A 21437-nucleotide genomic window follows, 5' to 3' on the forward strand; every position below is an offset into this window, starting at 1 on the left:
GTGCCATAAAATACTCCATATATTGATGTTTATAACATCATTTGGGGAGCAAAATATCACTTATAAGTGTTGTTCAAATTTCCTGATCCACCTCTGATTCAACGTTTATTGAACGCAACTCGTGAATTAACCAAAGGTAACTACCAGCATCAAGTGGTGATTAACCGCAATGATGAATTAGGAGACTTGTCTACTGAGTTAAATCAGTTGGCTGTCATTCTCGACCAGCATGAAACATCACGCCGTCAATGGGTTGCAGATACTTCACATGAGTTAAAAACACCATTGGCAGTATTGCAGGCACAAATTGAAGCCATGCAAGATGGGATTCGAAAGCCCACACCTGAACATTTTGAAGCGATGTTACGTCAAGTCACAAGCTTGAAAAAATTGACACAGGATCTAGCGGATTTAGCCCAAGCTGAAGCACAACAATTGAAATGCTACTTTGCAGAAGTTGATCCTTGGTCCGTCATTTTACAGGAAATAGAGAATTTTAAACCTAAATTTGAACAGGCTGATTTAACAATTTCAGCCAGAGGTGAGGGGGCAAAATTACAATTAGATATAGATCGTTTTAAGCAAATTATGGTCAACTTACTTGGAAATAGTATTCGTTATACTGAAGCAGGCGGTGAAGTTCAAGTCCATACAGAGCAAGATGCAGATTCATGGAGTGTGATCGTAGATGATAGTCCATTGGGTCTGAGTGATGAACAGATTGCACGCTTGGGAGAACACTTCTATCGTGTGGATAATTCACGTACACGTAGTACAGGTGGTACAGGATTGGGCTTGGCTTTATCAGGTAAAATTGCACAAACACTCGGTGGTCAGCTTACTTTTGATCATTCGCCATTAGGCGGTTTGCGTTGCAAACTGACATTTTCAAAACATACTAAATTTTAAAAGGAATAGTACAACATGAAGCATATCATGCTGGTAGAGGATGAAGTTGAACTTGCGCAATTGGTGCGGGATTATCTAGAAGCAGCGGGCTTTGAAGTCAGTATGTTTCATGATGGTCAAGAAGCTTATGACAGCTTCCTGCAACGTAAGCCGAGTTTAATGGTATTGGATTTGATGGTCCCGCGTATGGATGGTTTGACCATTTGCCGTAAAGTGCGTGAGCAAACCGACTTACCGATTATCATGGTGACTGCACGAACAGAAGAAATCGATCGTGTCTTGGGTTTAAATATGGGAGCAGATGACTATGTCTGTAAACCTTTTAGCCCAAAAGAGTTGGTGGCACGTGTACAAGCGGTATTACGCCGTTTAGAACGTAAAGCTGAACCTGAAGCCAATGACTTATTTCGTATTGATAAAGCACAACAACGTATCTGGTATCAACAAAAATCGTTGAATTTAACGCCAACTGAATTCCGCCTTTTAGAGCTTTTCCTCGAACATTTGGGACAAGTCTATTCTAGAGCGCAACTTTTAGACCATATCAACCCAGATAGTTTTGATGTTGCTGACCGTGTTATTGATAGTCATATCAAGAACTTACGTCGTAAAATATCTGAAGCTGCTGAAACTGGAAATCGTCATGAATGGGTACAAGCTGTTTATGGCGTAGGCTACCGTTTTGAATATCCAGAAGATTAAGTTTTCAACATTTTAAGTTCACCATTGTGGATAAACACAGGTTTATCCACAGATATTGTGGGTAAATGTTTATAAATGTAAAAATTTATGTTTGAAAAATAAGCATATAACTTATGGTTATCGATAGATTCTGACTTGACTGAATCAGGTATAGACAGGTCTGTTGATCTAAACCTGTAATTCAAAGCTACTATCAAATGCAGTTATCAAAAGACCGCTAATTATTTAATCTGTTGATAAACCGCCAATACCTGCTTTTGAGCTTTGGTTAGACTCTTGGCCACTAGCTCATAAGAGCCTTCAACTAAGTCTTGAATCAAATCAGCACTGATCTGTTCACCTTCATAGACTGAAATCCAATGACGTTTATTCATATGATAGCCCATCTGAATCGAGGGGTAGAGATCTTTTAACATTTCGCCATGATCAGGTTCAACTTTTAAATTAATTAGTTTTTTGCCATGCAGTTCAGAGCCTAACATAAACATTTTTCCCACCACCTTAAAAACAGGAACATCCTCACCAAAAGGGTAGCTAAGTTCGGCTTTAGGCAAATCTGATGCAATCTTAAATGCTAAAGTTCGGATTTCTTCACCTGTCATCACTGTCTCTTTTTAAAATATTCTTTATGAATAAATGCTAATCACTGTTCCATCATCGACCAGCTTCCAAATTTCATCCATATCTATATTTCTAACGGCAATACACCCCCATGTCCAGTCATTTCTAGGTAAGTACGTCATTAAACTAGGGAGTTTTTCCATTTGTGAGCGTGTTGCTGAACCATGAATCATAATGTCGCCACCAGGAGAAACGCCGAGTTGGTTGGCTTTAGATTTATCCTGTTGGTTTGGATAGGACACATGCAGCGATTTATAAAATGCACTATTAGAATTACGCCAATCTAAAATATAACGACCTTCAGGGGTTTTTCCATCACCTTCTTTAACCTTATGTCCAATAGGATCAAAACCTAAGCGCATTGGATATGTTCGTATGTCTTGATCATGATGCATGAGTTTAACAATACGATCTGATTTATAAACTTTAACTTCGGTGATTGGCGTGTCTTGACGGAGACGTTGAATGTCTTGCTCAGATAAATTCTGCACGTGTATGGTAGCATTTGCCGTTGGAATAAATTGATTATATTTTTGATAAGTCCAGACACTAGCTATAGCTATAGCCAAAAGAATCAAGCATGGAATGAGGTATTTTTTATTCATTTTAGAATACTAATGTTGTAAAACCCTGTATTGCCTAAATTTTATTCACTCTAAAGACAAAAGCTGTAGTTAATTTGTGATTGTGGATTTATCCTGTGGATAAACACAAGTTTATCCACAGAAATTGTGGGTAACTATGATGAGTCAGATCAAAGAAAGCGATTCGGCAATTTATTTGATCAAGACGAACAACTCACCATTACTTCAGGAACATCACTTGGTAAAGGTGCTAAGTCTTTGGCTGTTTCTAAATCCTTTTGTTTGATAAAGGGCTGACCAAGCAATTTAAATAGGCGATCAACCTCAGAAAAATCATCACGTTCAGCCTGTTCAATGGCTGTTTGTAGCATATGATTTCTTAAAATATAGACTGGATTGGCTTTTTTCATTTCCGCATCAAGTACATCAATATCTTGCTGCTCACGAATACTGTGATATTGCGTCAAGAAGCTTTCAAATTGAAAGCGATCTAGGCAATCATCTTTAATAGCTTCATATTCTTTATTCTGTAAGCGAAGAAAACTGTTGGTATAGTCGAGTTGCTCACTTTGTAGAATTCTTAAAAATGCCATACCGCAATCAAAACTATCTTTATGGAAGGCAGGTAGTCCAAGTTTTTGGCATAGCCCATGGGTATAATGTTCTAGAAAGGTCGGTTCAAAATGCTCTAAACATTTGACGAGATCTTGCTTAAATTGTTCTTTATTTTCTGCTTGTGCTAGTGGAATTAAATTGTTTAACCAATTCCATAAATTCCAATGTGCAATACTCGGTTGGTTTTGGTAGGTATAACGGCCATTGTAATCACTATGATTGTTGATCCAATTGGGACGGAAACGCTCCATAAAACCATAAGGGCCAAAATCAAGGGTAGAACCTGTAATATTGAGATTATCCGTATTCATAACACCATGAGCAAAACCCACCAATTGCCATTTGGCGATCATGATCGCAGTGTTTTGAATCACTTGCGTTGCAAATGCTAAAACAGTGTCTTCAAACTTTTGTTGTTCAGTACTCAAACATTGTGGATAGTGCCATTCAATACATTTTTGGGTAAATTCAGTGAGTAACTCAGGCTGATATTGATTGATCCATTCAAAATGCCCTAAACGGATGTGGCAATCCGAAGTGCGTAACATCATTGCACCAAGTTCAAGTTTTTCTCGTTGTACGCCTTGGGTTGAGGAGGTAAAGCCTACGGAATTGCTTGAAGGAACCCCCAGTGCATTGAGTGCATGACCTGCTAGATATTCACGAATCACAGAACGTAATACAGCACGTCCGTCTCCCATACGAGAGTAGGGAGTTGAGCCTGCGCCTTTTAAATGGAGGTCAATGGTTTGACCTTGTTGATTTAAAATTTGCGCTATCAATAGGCCACGCCCATCCCCCAATTGACCTGCCCATTGTCCAAATTGATGCCCTGCATAAACCATGGCAAGGGGATGAAATTCAGGAAAGGTTTTTTGCCCGCTACAAATCTTGACCCATTGGGTCTTTTCATCTTCAGACCATTGTAATTCATCCGCAAGTGCAGCATTAAAATGCCCAGCCTTTGCACCTTTCAGTGGGCTAGGCATTTGCTCATGATAGAGCTTTGAATCGAGAAATGGGTAACGTGGGGCAAATTGCATAGCGATCGGTCACAATGGTTTTCACTTGTCCTCTCAATATAGCAAAGTTTTAAGCTGTTGAGATAATGTCGACTGTTTTAGTCGACAATAAATAGCTTTGCACCAAATGTGGTGGAAGAACGATGCGCTTCAGCTTGGTCTGCAACTTGATAACTCATCCCTGCTTTTAAGGTAAAGGTACGTCCATCATCAAGTTCAGTGTCCAATTCACCTTCTAAGCAAAACAGGATATGACCTTTAAGACACCAGTGGTCAGCCAAATAATCTACAGAATATTCGACCATTCGCACTCGAATATTATCAAATTGTTGTGTGCGCCAAAGCGCAAAACCTTGCTCACCCTCATGACGCGTTGTTGGAACTTCTGACCAGTTGGTAATGCCAAAGGGGATGTTATTAATTTGCATATTATTTTCTCTCAATATTATCAGTAGGAATGTCTGTAAAAACTGGATAAAAGAAAAGCCCCTTTCGGAGCTTTGCTTTTGATGTGTATTGAGAGTTAAGAAACAACGTTCTTTTTGATTCCACGCATCAATGTTTCTAAACGTTCACGATGGAAAGCAAGTTTCTGTTCGACCAATTGGAAATCAACTTTGAGTTTGACATCCATTTGGTGAATTTTCTCAGCAACAGATGCTTTTTTCGCTTGTAGCTCTTGTTCTTTTAACGCAGCCCAATCATTTAATGTATTGGTGAATGCTTCATATTCTTGCGATACTTTTTGTTTCATCGCGATAATATCTGCATTGACGTTATGACCATAAATCGCTAAATCCTGTTCAGCATATTTAAATCTCATCGCCAATTCCGCTTTTTTGATATTAAAGCTTGGGATACGACGTAGGTTCTTGGCTAAACCGATTTTAGAGCAGGACCAAATCAACCATTTTGTTGGATCATATTGCCACCATTTCACACCATTACGATAATCGTATTGGAAAATATGGTGATAGTTATGATAACCCTCGCCCCATGTTGCAATGGCAAGAACAAAGTTATCTCGTGCAGTATTTTCGTCAGTATAAGGACGTTTGCCCCACATATGACAGAGTGAGTTGATAAAGAATGTTACATGGTGGCTAATAATTAAGCGGAGTAAACCACCTAAGAGTAGTACACCCCACATGTCACCTACAGCCCACCCCAGAGGAACTAAAATCGCAGCATGTACGGCAATAACAAGTGGGACATAATACTTGTCTTGGAACATAACCACTTTGTCATTCAACAAATCAGGTGCATTTTTATAATTTGATTCAGAAGCGGGATAGTTACGTAACATCCAGCCAATATGAGCGTACCAAAAACCATTGTTAATCGAATACGGATCTTGATCTACATCATCCACATGGCGGTGATGTGTACGGTGACCAGAAGCCCAGAACAAAATACTGTTTTGAACAGCAAAAGTTCCCATGATCATCAAAATGATTTTAAGTGGTAAAGTCGCTTCGTATGCACGATGTGCCCACAAGCGATGATAACCTGCAGTAATACCTAAACTACTGAGACCGAGTAAAACGAATAAACTAATCCAAGCTGCCGCACTAAAATCATGGTGGTAGGCATATAAAGGGATCGCAATTACTGCCACAAGGGGTAAAAACACCAAGGCAAAAACACCGATCCAATTTATTGGGGCTTTGGGTAGGGGAGCATTCATCTCCAACAGCACTCCTAAGAACCTTTATCAGGTAAAGTTAAACGCATAGCTTCAGCATTTTTCTAGGCTATACTTTCACAGATATTATCATGGGCGAACATGTGTTCACTAGTATTAGTGTACATCTGTATTGTATAAAACAGTAACAGAATAAAACATGAATTCTAGCGGTTTGATCGAAAAAAATGAATGGTTAAAACGTCGTATTTAAATGTCAAAATAGTGTAAGAATTTTTCTGTCTTATCCAATTTGATTTTTAAGGGTTTAGACGCTTGATTCTCAAGTTAAATTTTAATTTTTGAAACCCTCTAAAGTTCAAAATAAAATTCTACTTTATTGTGTTATTAAATGGATTTGAGTTATTGAATTTGTGCTAAGGCAAGCTGCATCATTTTGGGGAAATCTGTAATTAATCCATTGATCCCCAAATCTCTTAAATGCTTAGCGCGCTCAATATCATTGACGGTCCAAACACTGATGTCCAAACCTGCACGCTGGGTTGCTTGAATGAGCTCATCTGTTGCCAATTGATTCATCCATCCAATCTGGCAGCATCCCAGTTGTAATGCTTGTTCGATTGCACGTTGTTGGATGTCATCTTCAATCAGTAGACCACGTTTAAAACTTGAGTTTTGCTGTTGTAAGGCTTGATGTATTTTTAAATCAAAACTGGTAATCGCCGCAACATTTTCAAAACCTTGCAGTTGTTTTTGTAATTCGATGATGAGTTTTTCAGCGTGTTGCAATGTTTCTACAGCTTTCACTTCAACTTCAATATGCTCAAAGTCCTGCATAATCTTTAGGCTTTGGCTTAAGGTTGGGGTAATTTGTTTTTCCCAATCCATCCAGATATTGGCTTGGTTATAGGCCGCTAATTCAGCGCTGTTTAAATCATACAGTGCTTGATCTATTCCAGTTGTTCTTAAAAAATTATCATCATGCATGATAATGAGTTCATCATCTTTTAATTGTCGAACATCGAATTCAACTGCACGGATACCTAAATCGTGAATATATTGAAATCCAGCTACGGTATTTTCAGGTGCTTCACCACGCGCGCCACGATGTCCGATAATTCTCATAATGAACTCACATACTCATTTTCATCTGTCTGGTAATCGTTTAAGTCTTACTTTTAGCAATAACTTGACTTTATCATACTGTTAAAAATTTACTTTTAGACAGTGATTTATCGTTAAATCGTGTCATTGATGTTCTTTTGCCAAAGCACTTCACTACCGCCTTCTGCGCGTTGTAAGGTGCGTGAAGCTACAAAAAACCAGTCGGATAATCTGTTAATTAATTGTAGAGCAGTTGCTTGAATATTTTGATCACGACTGTGTACAGTCATTAAGCTGCGTTCTGCTCGACGACATACAGCACGTGCTTGATGTGCATAACTACATGCTAAAGTTCCAGAGGGTAGAATAAAGTCTTTGAGCATTGGTAAGTCTTCATTCATTTTGTCGATTTCCTTTTCAAGGAATTCAACACAAACAGGTTGGAGTAAGTTGTAGTTGGGAATACAGACTTCACCACCCAAATCAAATAGCCAGTGTTGAATCAAGCTCAGTGATTTATCCCAATGGGCTTTATCAACGATGTTACTCATTGAAATTTGTGAACGTAATACACCAACAATAGAATTTAGTTCATCTACATCACCGAGAGCGGTAATACGTAAGTCATCTTTCGCTACGCGAGAACCGTCTCCTAATCCTGTGGTGCCTGAATCGCCTGTACGGGTATAAATTTTACTTAAACGATGTCCCATAATTTTGTCCTAGATAAAAATGAAAAGATAAAGAATAAAAAAGGATAATGTCGGTCAAAACATTATCCATAAACTGCGCTGTTTTAGATATTTTTTTGGGTGTCGCTTTTAGTAGCGGAAAGTTACTCCCACTGAAGCTTGGCGCCCACTATTGATATACCAGTCTTGTGTTGGATAATTATTGAATACTTCACGATACTCAACATCACCTACATTTTGAATGTTGGTAAATACTTTAACATTTGGCGTTGCATTCCAATAAGCATTTAAGTCCACGGTTGCATAACCTGGAACGCGAGTTTTATTCGCAGCATCTGCATATGCTTTAGCACGCGCAATTAATGAAGCACTGATACCATACGTTGTATTTTCTAAACCTGTGGTTAAAGTGAGCGTTTGGCGAGGGCGATAGGCAATTTCATTACCATCTTTGTCATTCTCTGTCTTCACATAAGCATATGCGGTAGAAAGGAACAAATCATCTTGATGCCATTTAACTTCTGCTTCACCACCCGTAAATTTAGCTTTATCAACATTTTCATTACCAGCAGGGTAATTATAAATAATCAAGTTTTTAATTTTGGTATGGTATGCAGAAAGATTTGTACTAATATTTGAGGTTAAGTCGTAGTCAAAGCCAAGTTCATAAGAGGTACTCTCTTCAGGCTCTAATTTTTCATTACCACCCCATTGTGAATATAGCTCATTTAAGGTTGGCGCACGAAAAGCACTTCCGATATTGGCATATACACTTGCATTAGGTAAGAAATGATAACGTACAGCACCTTGTCCTACAGTATGAGTGCCAAAACGCTCATTATCTTCTACACGAATACCAGCTTGGGTATCAAACAACTCATTTTTGAATTGGTGTTGTAAATAGTAACCTGTGCTACTCACACTTTGATCATTTTTCAAGATGGTATTACTTTTATAATTCGCATCGTTATAGGTTGCACCAACCAAGACATTTTGATTTGGTGTGAATTTCCATTTTAAGTTTAAATCACCTTGATTGTTTTCGGTATTATAGTGAGATGCATAAGCTGGAACATTCTGTTTATCTTGAACATTTGCATACTGCGCATTTAAAATTAAATCAGGCAAAATATTATAAGCAACTTTGGCATTGATTACACGGTTTTCAAATTCGCGTGGTGCAGTATTGACAACATAGTCATTACTAAAAATATTTGTGCCTTTATTTTCACTAATCGAAGCATATGCATCAACTACGTTTTCTTGTGAATAACCAAATTTGGCATTGTAGCCTTTTTGGTCATAGCTTGCTTTTTCATTTTTAGGTTGGCTTTCAAAGATACGTGTTCCATCGCTTTCTAAACGTTGACCACCGACCTGTGCATAGAAGCCTTGCTCGGTCACTAAATTAGCTTTGGCAATCGCTTTATAAGTATTGTTTTCACCATAAATACCGGTTACTTCCGCACCGGATTTTACAGGTTTTTTTGAAATAAGTTGAACAACGCCGCCAATTGCATCACTACCATACTGAACAGATGCAGGACCTTTCAAAATTTCAATTTGTTGAACGTCTGTTGTATCTAAGAAAGCAGGATATAGAGGGCCTAATTCATTTTGACTATTTAAACGAGCGCCATCTTTTAAAACTAATGTATGTACAGCTTTCGTACCACGAAGTGCAATTTCTGAAACTTGTCCAATACCGCCACTTTGCTTAATGTAAACAGAGGGATCACGCTGAATAACATCAGATACATTGAGTAAAGGGTTTTGTTCGATTGTCTTTTGTTCAATAACTGTGAGTCGAACAGGGACATTCTTAAGGTTTTCTTCTGAACGAGTGGCAGTCACAACAATTGGTGACAATGATGCTGTCGAGTCAGAAGTCAGATTTTGATTTTCTGCAAAAGCAGTAGAAGATAACCCCATCGCAATAGCGACAGCACCTACAAGTGCAGTAGGTTTAAAAATAACAGACATGATATGCTCCATACATTCACTCCCCGTGAATGATTGAGTTTAAGGGCACAACAAGTTGGTATCCGGACTTAAATATAGAACCTAACGTGATTCAGATTATTCCACCTTCCCACAAAACATTGCAGTGGTGTAAGCCTTTTGACTTATAAAGAATAATATTTTCATTTTACCGTTGCGGGGGCAGTGTTGGATTTTCACCAACTTCCCAAAGCCTTAAGCTAGACTTGTTGCATTTGTGTGCAGTATAAAGTTTGTTTAGTGTATAAACAATGTAAAACAGATAATCCTATTGAACTTTAACGCAAGTGAATAAATTTGCTTTACAATGATTTGCTTAAAATACTGAAAAAATCAGTTTGATCTGAACAAATTCGAGTTCAAAGCTATGCGTACCCGTGCCAAAATTTGTGGGATTACACGACCCCAAGATATCCAAGCTGCTGTACAAGCAGGTGTAGATGCGATTGGTTTTGTGTTTTATGAACCTAGTCCACGTTATGTCACGATTGAATTGGCTCAGCAATTGGCACAACTGATCCCACCGTATATCAACATTGTTGGATTATTTGTCAATGCCAGTGCACAAAACATTGCACAAGTATTAGAGCAGGTGCCTTTGGATATCATTCAGTTTCATGGTGATGAAACCGCACAACAATGTCAGCAGATCGCACAGTATAATAAGCGTCGTTGGTATAAAGCGATTCAGATTAAACCCGATGCAAAAAATTCAGATATTATTACGACAATTCAGCAATACCAACAGGCTGGCGCAAGTGCTATGCTTTTAGATGCATGGCATCCTGAACTGAAAGGAGGGACTGGACACAGTTTTGACTGGTCTCAATTCCCTAAACTCGATATTCCTTTAATTTTGGCAGGTGGTTTAAAACCTGAAAATATTGAAGACGCTATACAAACGACTCAAGCGTATGCAGTCGATGTCAGCGGAGGTGTAGAATCCGCAAAAGGTATCAAAGACCAACAACTCGTAGAACGATTTATGCAAGGAGTCCAACGTGGATCAGCAAAGTAATCAACAAAATAGTGTGATTGACTATACCCAATTCCCAGATCAAAACGGGCATTTCGGTATCCATGGCGGACGTTTTGTGTCAGAAACTTTAATGGCAGCTTTAGAGGATTTAGAGAAACTCTATTTCCGTATGAAAGATGATGCGCAGTTTCTGGCAGAATTCGACCGTGATCTCGCTTATTATGTCGGACGTCCTAGTCCGCTTTATTATGCTGAGCGATGGTCGAAAGAGTTGGGTGGTGCGCAAATTTATCTTAAACGTGAAGACTTAAATCATACAGGCTCACATAAGGTCAATAACACCATTGGTCAGGCGCTACTTGCGAAGCTTTCTGGCAAAAAACGTATTATTGCGGAAACAGGTGCAGGTCAACACGGTGTGGCGACTGCAACAATTGCAGCACGTTTAGGTCTTGAATGTGTGGTATTCATGGGGGCGGAAGATGTAAAACGTCAGGCCATGAATGTCTATCGTATGCGTTTGCTTGGTGCAACGGTTGTTCCTGTAGAAAGTGGCTCTAAAACGTTAAAAGATGCCATGAACGAAGCGATGCGTGATTGGGTAACCAATGTAGATTCTACTTACTATGTGATTGGTACAGTTGCAGGTCCACATCCATATCCGCAATTGGTACGTGATTTCCAATCGATTATTGGTCGTGAAGCACGTAAACAAATTCAAGAGCAAGCAGGTCGTTTACCAGATGCTTTGGTTGCATGTGTCGGCGGTGGTTCAAATGCAATGGGCTTGTTCTATCCATTCTTAAATGATCAAGATGTCAAAATGTACGGTGTTGAAGCCGCGGGTTTAGGCATTGAAACAGGAAAACATTCTGCGCCATTAAATGCAGGCCATGTTGGTGTTTTACACGGTAACCGTACTTATTTAATGTCAGATGAGCAAGGTCAGATTATTGAAACACATTCAATCTCAGCAGGCTTGGATTATCCTGGTGTGGGTCCTGAACATAGTTTCTTAAAAGACATGCATCGTGTGAATTATGTGCCAATTAATGATACAGAAGCACTTCAAGGCTTTCGTGATTTGACCCATATTGAAGGGATTATTCCTGCACTTGAAAGTTCACATGCAATGGCCTATGTGACTAAACTTGCGCCAACAATGTCAAAGGATCAAATTATTATTGCGACGGTATCGGGTCGTGGTGATAAAGATTTAATGACTGTTGCACGTATTGATGGTGTTGAAATGGTCGAGATGTAATTCATCTTACTCGATCAATTTAAAAGCCTCTTTTATAGAGGCTTTTTTATTTCTGGACTAGACAGGATCATGGGGAAACTCTACAAAAAGCACATGGAAATCATGAGCTAAATTACCCAAAATTTAATGAAAATAATCGGTTAATTTTTTATATGTGTTTTTTACAACGGGTTCGAGCTGAACCTTTTCCTGAAAAAATTGTCTGGGGATGGAAAGACACATTTGCGATTTGTATCATCCCTTTAATTATTTTAAATGGCTTTATTTTAGAAAAAATCTTTGGAATCTCGATAGCTGTTAGTCTGGGTGATACCATTTTAAGAGGCGTGCTATTTATTTTAGTGTGCTACTTATATAAGGATATGTTGCTTACACATTGGCAAAAGTATAAACAGGCCTTTTGGCGCTCAAGTGTCTTGGTGGTGGTTGGTGCAATCGTGTTACAAGTAGTAATCACATTGACACGTCAGCTTTTACCCCTTGGGTCGAGTACACAAGAAAAAGACCTGATTGACCCTGAATATATTCCTTTTCTCAGTCTGTTGATCATTAGCTTGGGTCCACTATTTACTGCGCTTTTAGAAGATATTGTGTTTCGCTATACTTTATTGCAAAAGTTATTTATCCAAGCGTGGTTATGGCGCATTGTACTGATTATATTGAACTCTATATTATTTGGTCTGATCCATTATTATAATTTTGATGGAAATTTAATCTCGACAATCAGCTTTATGAGTGCAGGTTTATTTTTAAATCTGATCTATTTGTGGACACGCAATATTTGGCATGTATTACTCATTCATTTTTTGAATAATGCCATATTATCTGTGGGTGGGATTTTATTATTAAAACTTGTTCAAACATTAACTTAGTGACTGAATATGTCTAGTTTATTTATTGTTATGCTGGGTGGCCGTCATGCACGTGCCAATGTTGAGGTTCATGATGTGGTGCTTGCCGTGGGCGATTCGCTTGAAGAGGTTTATCCTCAATTAAAAAATGCGTGGTTTGGTGAGCAACAGGGTTTACACATCGACGCATGGCAAAAATTACAGGCTTTAGTGTTTGAAAATAAAAAATATCAAATACATTTTACTGATGCGCAACCGAATGTATCAGATCAGAAGCTTTGGCTGATTAATTTAGGCGGCTATGATGCAAATGAGTTTGGTGAGTTACACCGCTATATCCTGATTGTTGCTCAAGATGCGATTGAAGCGAAAGCCAAGGGTAAACAGTATTTTGCAGGGCATTGGCAAAAGCCACATACCGATCGAGTTTTAGAGGTAGATGATTGTCTGGCGATAGATCAGGTATATGGCCGTTATGTGCAATTGGTTGAAGTAGATTTGAATGCTGATTTTAATGCAGAGCTTGACCAAAGTGTTTGGGAGAATACCTATTTGACCATCTGAATTGTCATCGTTTGATCTGCTTAAAAGGGCGTTGTATTGCAGCCTTAAAAGATTAAGCGGATCTTAATTTTAAAAAATTGACATCAATCATTGCATTGCTCTCTCATAATCTAGTCAGTGTAACAACAGAATCTTCGCAATGTTTTCAGCAAGTATGCATAGACTTGAAACTCAAACAAAACACTGCGGAGTATGATCAATGAGTGGTTTATTAGACGAGTTAGGTAAAATTGCAGGTGCAGTGATTGCTGAGCAAAGTGTCGATAAGTTAGATCCTGATGCTGGCTTGCTAGAAAAAGCAGCTGGCGCATTTGCAGGTTATGAAGTCGCAAAAATTGCCGAAGATAAATTAGAAAATAGTGATGAGCAGCAGAAACCAGAGTATTAATTCAAAATCGCTAAACTCAGCTTTGGGCATTGATCTTAATCAATCCTGTATAAGATCAATAAACTACAGGGTTGAACAAGTTCAGTATTGGGATGACAGCTGTGATTAAAGAGAGGGCATATTCGATATGCTCTTTTTATTATCTGAAATAAAGATAAGCAATGAAGAAAAACATCCATAACGTAATAAAAGTATGCTTTGCCCGTAAAGCATTGCCAATTCGATCTTTGCACAATGCTTATCAATAAAATCGCTATAAAATATGGAAAAAAAGCATTTCTTTGATAGATCAATACTCGTTATATTGTGCATCGTTATAATGAAACTACTAGCTGTACGCCATGTATTTATATACTGATTTCGATCAGCAACTGATCAATGAACGTGTTGCACAATTCCGTGATCAAACGGAACGTTATTTAGCTGGAAAACTCACTGAAGATGAGTATCGTCCATTACGATTACAAAATGGTTTATACGTACAGCGTTATGCGCCAATGCTACGTATTGCTGTACCTTACGGTTTAATGAACTCTAAACAATTGCGTAAAGTTTCAGAGCTTGCCAAAGAATATGATCGTGGTTATGCACACGTTTCGACACGTCAGAACATTCAGTTTAACTGGCCTGCGCTAGAAAATGTGCCTGATATGTTAGAAGGTTTAGCTTCTGTTCAGATGCATGCGATCCAAACTTCAGGAAACTGTATCCGTAATACCACAACTGACCAATATGCTGGTGTCGTTGCTGGGGAAATTGCAGACCCACGCCCAACATGTGAATTGATTCGTCAGTGGTCTACATTCCATCCTGAGTTTGCATTTTTACCACGCAAGTTCAAAATTGCAGTTTCTGCACTTGAAGAAATTGATCGTGCAGCAACTTCATTCCATGACATTGGGGTGTATTTAACTCGTAATGAAGCGGGTGAGTTGGGTTATAAAATCAAAGTGGGTGGTGGTCTAGGTCGTACACCTATCATTGGTTCTATGATTCGTGAGTGGTTGCCACGTGAAGATTTAATTGCTTATTTAGAAGCGGTTCTGCGTGTTTATAACTTGCATGGTCGCCGTGACAATAAATATAAAGCTCGTATTAAAATTTTGGTTAAAGCATTAACACCACAAGTTTTTGCTGAAAAAGTTGAAGCTGAATTTGCTGAAACAATTAAAACCTTGAAAGTTCAACCTGAAATTTTGCAAAAATTAGACGAAGAGTTTATGCCGTTTGATTATCAAAATTATGCAGATGAAGATTTCAGTGGCTTATTTGCTGAATATCCAAAGTTTAAACAGTGGTTCAATATTAATACCAATGCACATAAAGTTGCAGGCTATCGTATTGTCACTATTTCACTAAAACGTGCGGGTATTGCACCAGGTGATATGACTGTTGAAGAAATGAATTTGATTGCAGATCTTGCAGACAAATATACATTTGGTGAATTACGGACCACACACGAACAAAATATTTCATTGGTTGATGTACCACAGAAAGATTTATTTGAATTGTGGCAAACGCTTGAAAAGAATAATCTTGCTCGTGCACATATTGGTTTTATTACCGATATCATTTGCTGCCCAGGCGGTGACTTCTGTTCATTGGCAAATGCGAAATCTATTCCAATTTCTGAAGCTATTACACGTCGTTTTGATGACTTAGATACAGTCTATAACTTAGGTCATATCGACTTAAACATTTCAGGTTGTATGAATGCTTGTGGTCATCACCATGTCGGCAATATTGGGATTTTGGGTGTGGATAAAAAAGGCGCTGAATTCTATCAAATTACCTTGGGTGGAAATGCAGACCATGACGCTTCAATTGGTGATATTTTAGGACCATCATTTGCAGCAGAATCTGTACCTGACATTATTGATGAAATTTTAAATACTTATCTTGATCTTCGTAACGAAGGTGAAGAATTTATTGAAACTTATCGCCGAGTGGGTATTCAACCTTTTAAGGAGCGCGCATATGCTTAATACCGCACTTCAAGTCCTCTCTAAAGATGGCACTGTTGCAGACAATACCTATCAAATCATTGCTGAAGATGGAGTATTGCCACAAGGTGATGTGTTGTTGACCGTTGAGCAGCTGGATCAGCTTGCGAATGTGACGGGGAAAAAAGCACTATTTCTTACCGTAGATGCTTCACCTGAAACCAATGCGTTTCCATTAGATCAGTTAGATGCGATCTTTATTGATTTCGCCGGTTTTAATGATGGTCGTGGTTATTCATTTGCTGCGTTGTTACGTCGCCAAGGCTATACAGGCGATCTTCGGGCAACAGGCGATGTGTTTAAAGATGTTTTGAACTATATGAAGCGTTCTGGTTTCGATACTTTTGTTGTGAAAGAAGGTAAAGATATCCATGAGGCAGCAGCAGGTTTAGGTGATTTTACTCATCCTTACCAAGCCTCTACAGCTGTACCAAAAGCACATTATCAAACAGGTGCTTGATTGTATTAAGTACTAATTTTGAAATGAAAGCCGAACGAAAGTTCGGCTTTTTATTGTTCTCAAGTTAAAGCTGGTGTAGCCATTGCTTATTATGAATATGATATGAACGATATAAATTGGTATTCGGCTTTATCTGTATCGTACCCAAATCAATATTGATTCAACATAAGATCATCTGTTAGTAAAACCTTTCTCTGATTAAAACTATTGATAAAAATTTCATCGTTGCATTTTTGCAATGTTGTAGGCTGGAAAAGTCTATATATCTACAACAATGAACAGCAGATAATTAAACAAAGATGATTCATGGTGGATGAAATGTTAAATCAAACAATGGGTGACTTATCGCTACTCAAAGGCTGGAACGCAACTTTACCCAATACTGAAGTCATGCCTGTACTATTTTTGGGACATGGTTCACCCATGAATGCGATTCAAACCAATGATTTTACCCGTACTTGGAACAGCATTGGTGCAGAAATGGACGTACAGCCCACAGCAATTTTATGTATTTCCGCACATTGGCTTACCCAAGGTGGTACTGCCGTCACTGCAATGCAACAACCGAAAACCATTCATGATTTTGGTCGTTTTCCTCAAGCTTTGTTTGATGTGCAATATCCTGCAACTGGAAATAAAGCTTTGGTTGAGACAACAACTGAAGCAATTCACAGTATAGAAGTTCATCATGATCATAGTTGGGGATTAGATCACGGAACATGGGGGGTGTTATGTCATGTATTTCCACAAGCCAATATTCCGGTTGTTCAATTGAGTGTCGACTATAGTCAAGGTGCCCAATATCATTATGACTTGGCTAAACAATTGGCGCAGTTACGTCGTAAAGGGGTATTGATTGTTGCCAGTGGTAATCTCGTACATAACCTGAGCAAAATTGCCTTTGATAAATTTGATGACTATTATGGTTATGATTGGGCTTTAGAAGCTGATACAAAGATGAAAAATTTCTTAGCGACGCATAACCATCAAGCTTTAATTGACTGGCAAAAGCAAGGTGCTGAGTTTTTATTGTCGATCCCCACACCTGATCATTATTATCCAATGTTATACGCATTAGGTTTGCAGGAAGAGAAAGATGAGTTACATATTTTTAATGATCAAGCCGTCGCTGGTTCATTAACCATGACCTCATTTCGACTTGATCAACATTAATTTCAAATGTTAAGAATATAAAAGTTGGGTCTAAGGATTCAGCTTTTATAGTATTGGTGAAATTGAGTTAGTCATATTTATTCTCTCAAGATAGAATTCTTTTAAGATGACTACTTAATTTTTGAATATTAAAGCGTTATGTGGAATTTGTACTTAAATCTGTGTTATTACTAACTTAAATTATTATTTAATACATTATTTATGTGGCAATTTTTCAAAAATTTTTTTAAACAGTCTCAATCTTTGCCTCCTGTAAAAATTGAAGAAAATCAGCAGAAAGTTATTGTAAATACGGTAACTCAGTCTGTTGTTCAAAATACTCAAAGCAGTCCAGATATAGATGATTATACATATAGGTTTAATGGAAAAGAGCTTACAGACTTTGAAAATTCATTATTAAAACTAAAAAGTTATGATGGTTACACAAGACAGAAAATGTTGAAAAAGCTTCAACAATGTTTTGAACCAGAGCTTTTTCCACATTTATTGTATCGCCTTAGTGATTATGTTGAAGTAAATCGTCATTTGGCTGCAGAACATATTGTGCGTTGGAGTCAACGACCTGAATTTTCTCAGCTTTGTAGTGATTATTTTTTTGAAATTTCAATGTTGCAAAATCGAGATCGAACAGATAGTGATTCGTTAAAGTTATTGCTATCGGAAGTAGCGAGCAATAGAGTTTACCTCTCAGAAACTTTAATAAATAAACAAGGTAAACTTCCTCGTATTTTATTAAAATTTATTCTTCAATATCAATGGATAGAAGAATACGAGTTACTTCAATTCTGTGGATTAGCCAAAGATCAACATATCCGAGCTTTTTGGCTCAAGCAGTTGATTCAACACAAAACTGATGAAGAAGTTCTGTATCAATTGAAGCAGAGTTCCAATAGAGATGTGCAATATCGTTTATTTGATTTTTTATACCAGAAAGATGTACTCACTACAGATGATTTAATCTTATTTTGGCATAGTAAATTTCTTACGATTATGGATTATGCCTATTTTGCTTTAAGATCAAAAAACTTTAATTTTGAAATGTATTTTAAGGCACACCCAGTTGAGCAGTTATCTACATTTGAGGTAAGGATTCGTGCACATCAATGGATGTTATTAAAAGGTGATCTAACTGAATTTTATACGATTATTGAGCAAGTCAATCAACCCTTAATTGTAGATTCAATCTTATCTTTAGCATTAAAACAAAAGTATATTGAAATAGATCAATATTTTAGTTTTTGTCGAAAAATGGGGCGGAAATTACATTTCTATCACTTGTCAAAAGCAAAAAAATACTTGAGTGAAAAACCTAGTCTAGATGAGCTTATTCACTATTCGTCATTCATCGATGATGGAATCAGTTTCCATCAACGGCTGGAATTGGTTAACGGCAGTAATTTTGCGGATCAACTATATTGGTATGTTAAACAACATGACTATATTGAAACAATCGAAGACCAACAGCTGTTAGGTTCTTATGTTCGCCAAAATTTACAAAATTTGAAATATGCAATATATGGCGTACAGTGGACAGAATCACAAAAAATTGAAATGCGTAGTCGATTACCTGATTTTACACAGTTATATCCAGATATCTTTGACGATCAAAACATTATAGTTCTATTAAGACCTTATCTAGAATAATGGTGAATTAATAAATTTATAGAAAAATGCTGTAGCTAATGATGGCTCTAATAGTAAAGGAAATAAGAAACCATAGATTGCACCGGTAATATGCGCGCGGTGATCGATTAATGGAGAATGTCCTGAACGGATCGCATACAGGCTAAAGCATAAATAAATCGTCCCAAAAATAATCGCGGGCACAGGTAAAATATAGATATAAAGCATGCCCCAAGGATTAAACAGAATCGCACTAAATAATACTGCATTAACGGCACCCGAAGCCCCTAAACTTCGGTAGGAATTTAGGGTTCGATTATGCAAATAGCTGGGGATTGCAGCAATGATGATAGCGCTACAATAAAATAAGACAAAGCCCATACCACTTAAGTAATCACGGAAAAACCATTCAACATTTCGCCCAAAGAAGTACAAGGTAAACATATTGAAAAATAAATGCATACCATCTTTATGGATAAAACCATGGGTTAAAAAGCGATCATATTGACCATGCTTAATCGCTGAAACATTGAAAATCAAACGATTCATTACATTGCGTTGCTGCCAAGCAATAAAAGAAATCGCAAGTGTGATTAAAATAATCAGAAGGGTATGGGTAAGACCAGTGATCATATTGTTATAAATGACGTTGTTATCGTAATAGCAATATAACCTATATCATTGTCAATCAATAGGCTATCGCAATATTCTGTTCATTATCCTTCATTCAGTTGGCAGTTCACCATCCAGCGAATACCAAACTGATCGGTGAAAGCACCATATAAAGCACCCCAAAATGTAGGTTCTAGTGCCATTTCAATATGACCATTGGCAGAGAGTGCTGTAAATAATCGCTGAGCTTCATCCGCTTCGTGAGCTTCTAAGTTGATCGAAATATAATGGTTGGTGCCTTTGCTAAATGGCGCACTATTAGGTGCACAGAACTGCTCGCTGGTGTCTGAACCCATCAATACAGTAAATTCATTAATCGGCAGAGAAACATGTAAAATATAGTTTTTCTCTTGGTCTGGCACTTGGACATCGGGCAGTTCGGAATAACGTTTTAAAAATGAAAATTCACCACCAAAAACAGATTTATAAAAATTAAAAGCGGCTTCAGTCTGACCTTCAAAGTTTAAATAGTGATTGAGTTGCATTGTGATTGTCCATTTTGTTGTTTTGAAGTGATTAATTTATCAGCTCATGGTTTAAAACTTGATGAATATTTTGTAATTGAAAATAAGAATCCCTCAATCATAAATGAGGGACTCTTATTTTCTAGATTATCGCTTTTGTCTGCTTAAAGTTGTTTATCTTGTTGTTGCTCTAATTTTAATTCCTGTTTATTGGCATAACCGTCAATATCTTCATTTTGAAGAACTTCATTTGGATTTGGACGATCTACAAAGCCAATTTTTGGTACAGGGATTTCAATCTGATTTTCCACAAAACGATTACGGATTAACTCATGAATTTCATCTTTGACTTGTAGATAGTTTGCTTGCATACACCATAGTGCAAATAAAATTTCAATGGAGGATTCTCCAAAGGCAGAAACAGTCACACGTGGTTTTGGATCTGCTAAAACCAACGGGTAATCGTTGGCAACATCAATTAAAACTTCACGAACTTTATTGATGTTCTCATTAAAGTTAATTGCAACCGTAATCGACAATCGCCGTATCGGGAATTTTGATAGATTATGTACAGGGGCGCGAATCAATTGCTCATTGGGGAGGCGCACATAGACATTATCCATGGTCAAAAGCTTCACGGAAAGTAAGTCAATGGAAATCACTTCACCTTCAATGGTATGTCCACGAATCAGGGTGATTTGAATTGTATCGCCAACTTCAAATGAACCTTCGCCAATTAAAAATAAACCACTGATTAAATTCGATGCTGAAGTTTGTGAGGCAAAACCCAATGCAACAGTTAAAATCCCTGCTGCGCCTAAAAATACGCTGAGTTTAAAGCCCGCTTCTTTTAAGCTGGCGATCACAAACAGTAAGAAAATAAAATAAAAAATACCTCTACGCCAAACCAAACGTTGATGTGCATTAAAGCGTGCACCTATGGTGCGGATAAAGGTATTGGAAATAACACGTGCCAGTACAAAACCAACAAAGCAGAGGATCAGAGCAACAGCAATTTCACTTAAGCGGTCGACATTTACATTGGTAAAGATGCCTTTTAGGCTATTGGCAATGTCTTTGGGAATATTGGATTCAGCCATT

The 21437-nt window shown here is 37.7% G+C and carries 21 protein-coding genes, 1 pseudogene and 1 riboswitch; of the genes and pseudogenes, 11 read left to right on the forward strand and 11 right to left on the reverse strand.

Features of this window, described 5'->3' with window-relative positions; all coding sequences use genetic code 11:
• Window positions 1-96 precede the first annotated feature (96 nt).
• Both ACG916_RS20275 and ACG916_RS20280 read left to right on the forward strand, forming a co-directional pair.
• A pseudogene (locus tag ACG916_RS20275) lies at window positions 97-909 on the forward strand (ATP-binding protein); the annotation flags it as partial.
• A gap of 15 nt (window positions 910-924) precedes the next feature.
• The gene (locus ACG916_RS20280; protein WP_004725942.1) at window positions 925-1611 is read left to right on the forward strand and encodes a response regulator; all 687 of its coding nucleotides are present in this window, start codon (window positions 925-927) and stop codon (window positions 1609-1611) included.
• Window positions 1612-1832: 221 nt separating this feature from the next.
• Here ACG916_RS20280 and ACG916_RS20285 read toward each other — a convergent pair whose 3' ends face one another.
• From ACG916_RS20285 to ACG916_RS20320, 8 genes are all read right to left on the reverse strand, one after another.
• Window positions 1833-2213: an MmcQ/YjbR family DNA-binding protein gene (locus ACG916_RS20285; protein WP_419327650.1), complete on the reverse strand. Its 381-nt coding sequence runs from the start codon at window positions 2211-2213 to the stop codon at window positions 1833-1835.
• 24 nt (window positions 2214-2237) lie between these two features.
• Window positions 2238-2837 carry a L,D-transpeptidase family protein gene (locus tag ACG916_RS20290; protein ID WP_419327649.1) on the reverse strand — a complete coding sequence of 200 codons (600 nt, stop codon included), beginning with the start codon at window positions 2835-2837 and terminating at the stop codon, window positions 2238-2240.
• A 179-nt stretch (window positions 2838-3016) separates the two neighbouring features.
• The gene (locus tag ACG916_RS20295) at window positions 3017-4474 is read right to left on the reverse strand and encodes a protein adenylyltransferase SelO (RefSeq protein WP_419327648.1); all 1458 of its coding nucleotides are present in this window, start codon (window positions 4472-4474) and stop codon (window positions 3017-3019) included.
• Between the two features lie 77 nt (window positions 4475-4551).
• Complete coding sequence (locus tag ACG916_RS20300) at window positions 4552-4881, reverse strand: DHCW motif cupin fold protein (protein WP_419327647.1); 330 nt, start codon at window positions 4879-4881, stop codon at window positions 4552-4554.
• A gap of 95 nt (window positions 4882-4976) precedes the next feature.
• Complete coding sequence (locus ACG916_RS20305) at window positions 4977-6140, reverse strand: acyl-CoA desaturase (RefSeq protein WP_419327646.1); 1164 nt, start codon at window positions 6138-6140, stop codon at window positions 4977-4979.
• A gap of 360 nt (window positions 6141-6500) precedes the next feature.
• The gene (locus tag ACG916_RS20310; RefSeq protein ID WP_419327645.1) at window positions 6501-7223 is read right to left on the reverse strand and encodes a glycerophosphodiester phosphodiesterase; all 723 of its coding nucleotides are present in this window, start codon (window positions 7221-7223) and stop codon (window positions 6501-6503) included.
• Window positions 7224-7336: 113 nt separating this feature from the next.
• Window positions 7337-7915, reverse strand: a complete 579-nt coding sequence (locus tag ACG916_RS20315; protein WP_262087002.1) for a cob(I)yrinic acid a,c-diamide adenosyltransferase — start codon at window positions 7913-7915, stop codon at window positions 7337-7339.
• Between the two features lie 108 nt (window positions 7916-8023).
• Complete coding sequence (locus tag ACG916_RS20320) at window positions 8024-9889, reverse strand: TonB-dependent receptor plug domain-containing protein (protein ID WP_419327644.1); 1866 nt, start codon at window positions 9887-9889, stop codon at window positions 8024-8026.
• Window positions 9890-9913: 24 nt separating this feature from the next.
• A riboswitch (cobalamin riboswitch) is annotated at window positions 9914-10120 on the reverse strand.
• 142 nt (window positions 10121-10262) lie between these two features.
• On the opposite strand from ACG916_RS20320, the gene ACG916_RS20325 reads away from it, so the two are divergent.
• From ACG916_RS20325 to ACG916_RS20365, 9 genes are all read left to right on the forward strand, one after another.
• Window positions 10263-10913: a phosphoribosylanthranilate isomerase gene (locus ACG916_RS20325; RefSeq protein WP_419327643.1), complete on the forward strand. Its 651-nt coding sequence runs from the start codon at window positions 10263-10265 to the stop codon at window positions 10911-10913.
• Window positions 10897-12138, forward strand: a complete 1242-nt coding sequence (gene trpB, locus ACG916_RS20330; protein ID WP_004725964.1) for a tryptophan synthase subunit beta — start codon at window positions 10897-10899, stop codon at window positions 12136-12138. The genes ACG916_RS20325 and trpB overlap by 17 nt, the downstream gene beginning before the upstream one ends.
• 152 nt (window positions 12139-12290) lie before the next feature.
• The gene (locus tag ACG916_RS20335; protein ID WP_419327642.1) at window positions 12291-13010 is read left to right on the forward strand and encodes a CPBP family intramembrane glutamic endopeptidase; all 720 of its coding nucleotides are present in this window, start codon (window positions 12291-12293) and stop codon (window positions 13008-13010) included.
• Window positions 13011-13019: 9 nt separating this feature from the next.
• Window positions 13020-13553 carry a DUF1543 domain-containing protein gene (locus ACG916_RS20340; protein ID WP_419327641.1) on the forward strand — a complete coding sequence of 178 codons (534 nt, stop codon included), beginning with the start codon at window positions 13020-13022 and terminating at the stop codon, window positions 13551-13553.
• Window positions 13554-13752: 199 nt separating this feature from the next.
• The gene (locus ACG916_RS20345; RefSeq protein ID WP_336953590.1) at window positions 13753-13941 is read left to right on the forward strand and encodes a hypothetical protein; all 189 of its coding nucleotides are present in this window, start codon (window positions 13753-13755) and stop codon (window positions 13939-13941) included.
• Between the two features lie 341 nt (window positions 13942-14282).
• On the forward strand, window positions 14283-15926 hold the full coding sequence (locus ACG916_RS20350; protein ID WP_004725972.1) for a nitrite/sulfite reductase: 1644 nt from the start codon (window positions 14283-14285) through the stop codon (window positions 15924-15926).
• Window positions 15919-16404: a DUF934 domain-containing protein gene (locus tag ACG916_RS20355; protein ID WP_056512359.1), complete on the forward strand. Its 486-nt coding sequence runs from the start codon at window positions 15919-15921 to the stop codon at window positions 16402-16404. The genes ACG916_RS20350 and ACG916_RS20355 overlap by 8 nt, the downstream gene beginning before the upstream one ends.
• Before the next feature lie 306 nt (window positions 16405-16710).
• Entirely contained in the window at window positions 16711-17577 is an 867-nt protein-coding gene (ygiD, locus tag ACG916_RS20360) for a 4,5-DOPA-extradiol-dioxygenase (protein ID WP_419327640.1), read from the forward strand.
• A gap of 201 nt (window positions 17578-17778) precedes the next feature.
• Window positions 17779-19221 (forward strand): hypothetical protein, encoded by a 1443-nt coding sequence (locus ACG916_RS20365; RefSeq protein ID WP_419327639.1) that lies wholly within the window; start codon window positions 17779-17781, stop codon window positions 19219-19221.
• Here the strand turns inward: ACG916_RS20365 and ACG916_RS20370 are convergent.
• The 3 genes from ACG916_RS20370 to ACG916_RS20380 all read right to left on the reverse strand — a co-directional run bounded on the left by ACG916_RS20370 (window position 19213) and on the right by ACG916_RS20380 (window position 21436).
• On the reverse strand, window positions 19213-19833 hold the full coding sequence (locus ACG916_RS20370; protein ID WP_419327638.1) for a rhomboid family intramembrane serine protease: 621 nt from the start codon (window positions 19831-19833) through the stop codon (window positions 19213-19215). The two genes, ACG916_RS20365 and ACG916_RS20370, sit on opposite strands and share 9 nt — an antisense overlap.
• 83 nt (window positions 19834-19916) lie before the next feature.
• A complete protein-coding gene (locus tag ACG916_RS20375; protein ID WP_004725980.1) occupies window positions 19917-20357 on the reverse strand; it encodes a VOC family protein in 441 nt (146 codons plus the stop codon).
• Between the two features lie 143 nt (window positions 20358-20500).
• Complete coding sequence (locus ACG916_RS20380; RefSeq protein ID WP_336953594.1) at window positions 20501-21436, reverse strand: mechanosensitive ion channel family protein; 936 nt, start codon at window positions 21434-21436, stop codon at window positions 20501-20503.
• Window position 21437: the final 1 nt, after the last annotated feature.

Source organism: Acinetobacter legionensis (assembly GCF_048552295.1).
Taxonomy (GTDB): Bacteria; Pseudomonadota; Gammaproteobacteria; order Pseudomonadales; family Moraxellaceae; genus Acinetobacter.

Excerpts from the sequence above, each read along its gene's own strand:
- ACG916_RS20320 (WP_419327644.1), bottom strand. The coding sequence starts at position 9,889 with ATGGAGCATATCATGTCTGTTATTTTTAAACCTACTGCACTTGTAGGT.
- ACG916_RS20370 (WP_419327638.1), bottom strand. The coding sequence starts at position 19,833 with ATGATCACTGGTCTTACCCATACCCTTCTGATTATTTTAATCACACTT.
- ACG916_RS20325 (WP_419327643.1), top strand. The coding sequence starts at position 10,263 with ATGCGTACCCGTGCCAAAATTTGTGGGATTACACGACCCCAAGATATC.
- ACG916_RS20290 (WP_419327649.1), bottom strand. The coding sequence starts at position 2,837 with ATGAATAAAAAATACCTCATTCCATGCTTGATTCTTTTGGCTATAGCT.
- ACG916_RS20375 (WP_004725980.1), bottom strand. The coding sequence starts at position 20,357 with ATGCAACTCAATCACTATTTAAACTTTGAAGGTCAGACTGAAGCCGCT.
- ACG916_RS20365 (WP_419327639.1), top strand. The coding sequence starts at position 17,779 with ATGTGGCAATTTTTCAAAAATTTTTTTAAACAGTCTCAATCTTTGCCT.
- ACG916_RS20315 (WP_262087002.1), bottom strand. The coding sequence starts at position 7,915 with ATGGGACATCGTTTAAGTAAAATTTATACCCGTACAGGCGATTCAGGC.
- ACG916_RS20295 (WP_419327648.1), bottom strand. The coding sequence starts at position 4,474 with ATGCAATTTGCCCCACGTTACCCATTTCTCGATTCAAAGCTCTATCAT.
- ACG916_RS20345 (WP_336953590.1), top strand. The coding sequence starts at position 13,753 with ATGAGTGGTTTATTAGACGAGTTAGGTAAAATTGCAGGTGCAGTGATT.
- ygiD (WP_419327640.1), top strand. The coding sequence starts at position 16,711 with ATGGTGGATGAAATGTTAAATCAAACAATGGGTGACTTATCGCTACTC.
- ACG916_RS20310 (WP_419327645.1), bottom strand. The coding sequence starts at position 7,223 with ATGAGAATTATCGGACATCGTGGCGCGCGTGGTGAAGCACCTGAAAAT.
- ACG916_RS20350 (WP_004725972.1), top strand. The coding sequence starts at position 14,283 with ATGTATTTATATACTGATTTCGATCAGCAACTGATCAATGAACGTGTT.
- ACG916_RS20340 (WP_419327641.1), top strand. The coding sequence starts at position 13,020 with ATGTCTAGTTTATTTATTGTTATGCTGGGTGGCCGTCATGCACGTGCC.
- ACG916_RS20300 (WP_419327647.1), bottom strand. The coding sequence starts at position 4,881 with ATGCAAATTAATAACATCCCCTTTGGCATTACCAACTGGTCAGAAGTT.
- ACG916_RS20335 (WP_419327642.1), top strand. The coding sequence starts at position 12,291 with ATGTGTTTTTTACAACGGGTTCGAGCTGAACCTTTTCCTGAAAAAATT.
- ACG916_RS20285 (WP_419327650.1), bottom strand. The coding sequence starts at position 2,213 with ATGACAGGTGAAGAAATCCGAACTTTAGCATTTAAGATTGCATCAGAT.
- ACG916_RS20355 (WP_056512359.1), top strand. The coding sequence starts at position 15,919 with ATGCTTAATACCGCACTTCAAGTCCTCTCTAAAGATGGCACTGTTGCA.
- ACG916_RS20280 (WP_004725942.1), top strand. The coding sequence starts at position 925 with ATGAAGCATATCATGCTGGTAGAGGATGAAGTTGAACTTGCGCAATTG.
- ACG916_RS20380 (WP_336953594.1), bottom strand. The coding sequence starts at position 21,436 with ATGGCTGAATCCAATATTCCCAAAGACATTGCCAATAGCCTAAAAGGC.
- ACG916_RS20305 (WP_419327646.1), bottom strand. The coding sequence starts at position 6,140 with ATGAATGCTCCCCTACCCAAAGCCCCAATAAATTGGATCGGTGTTTTT.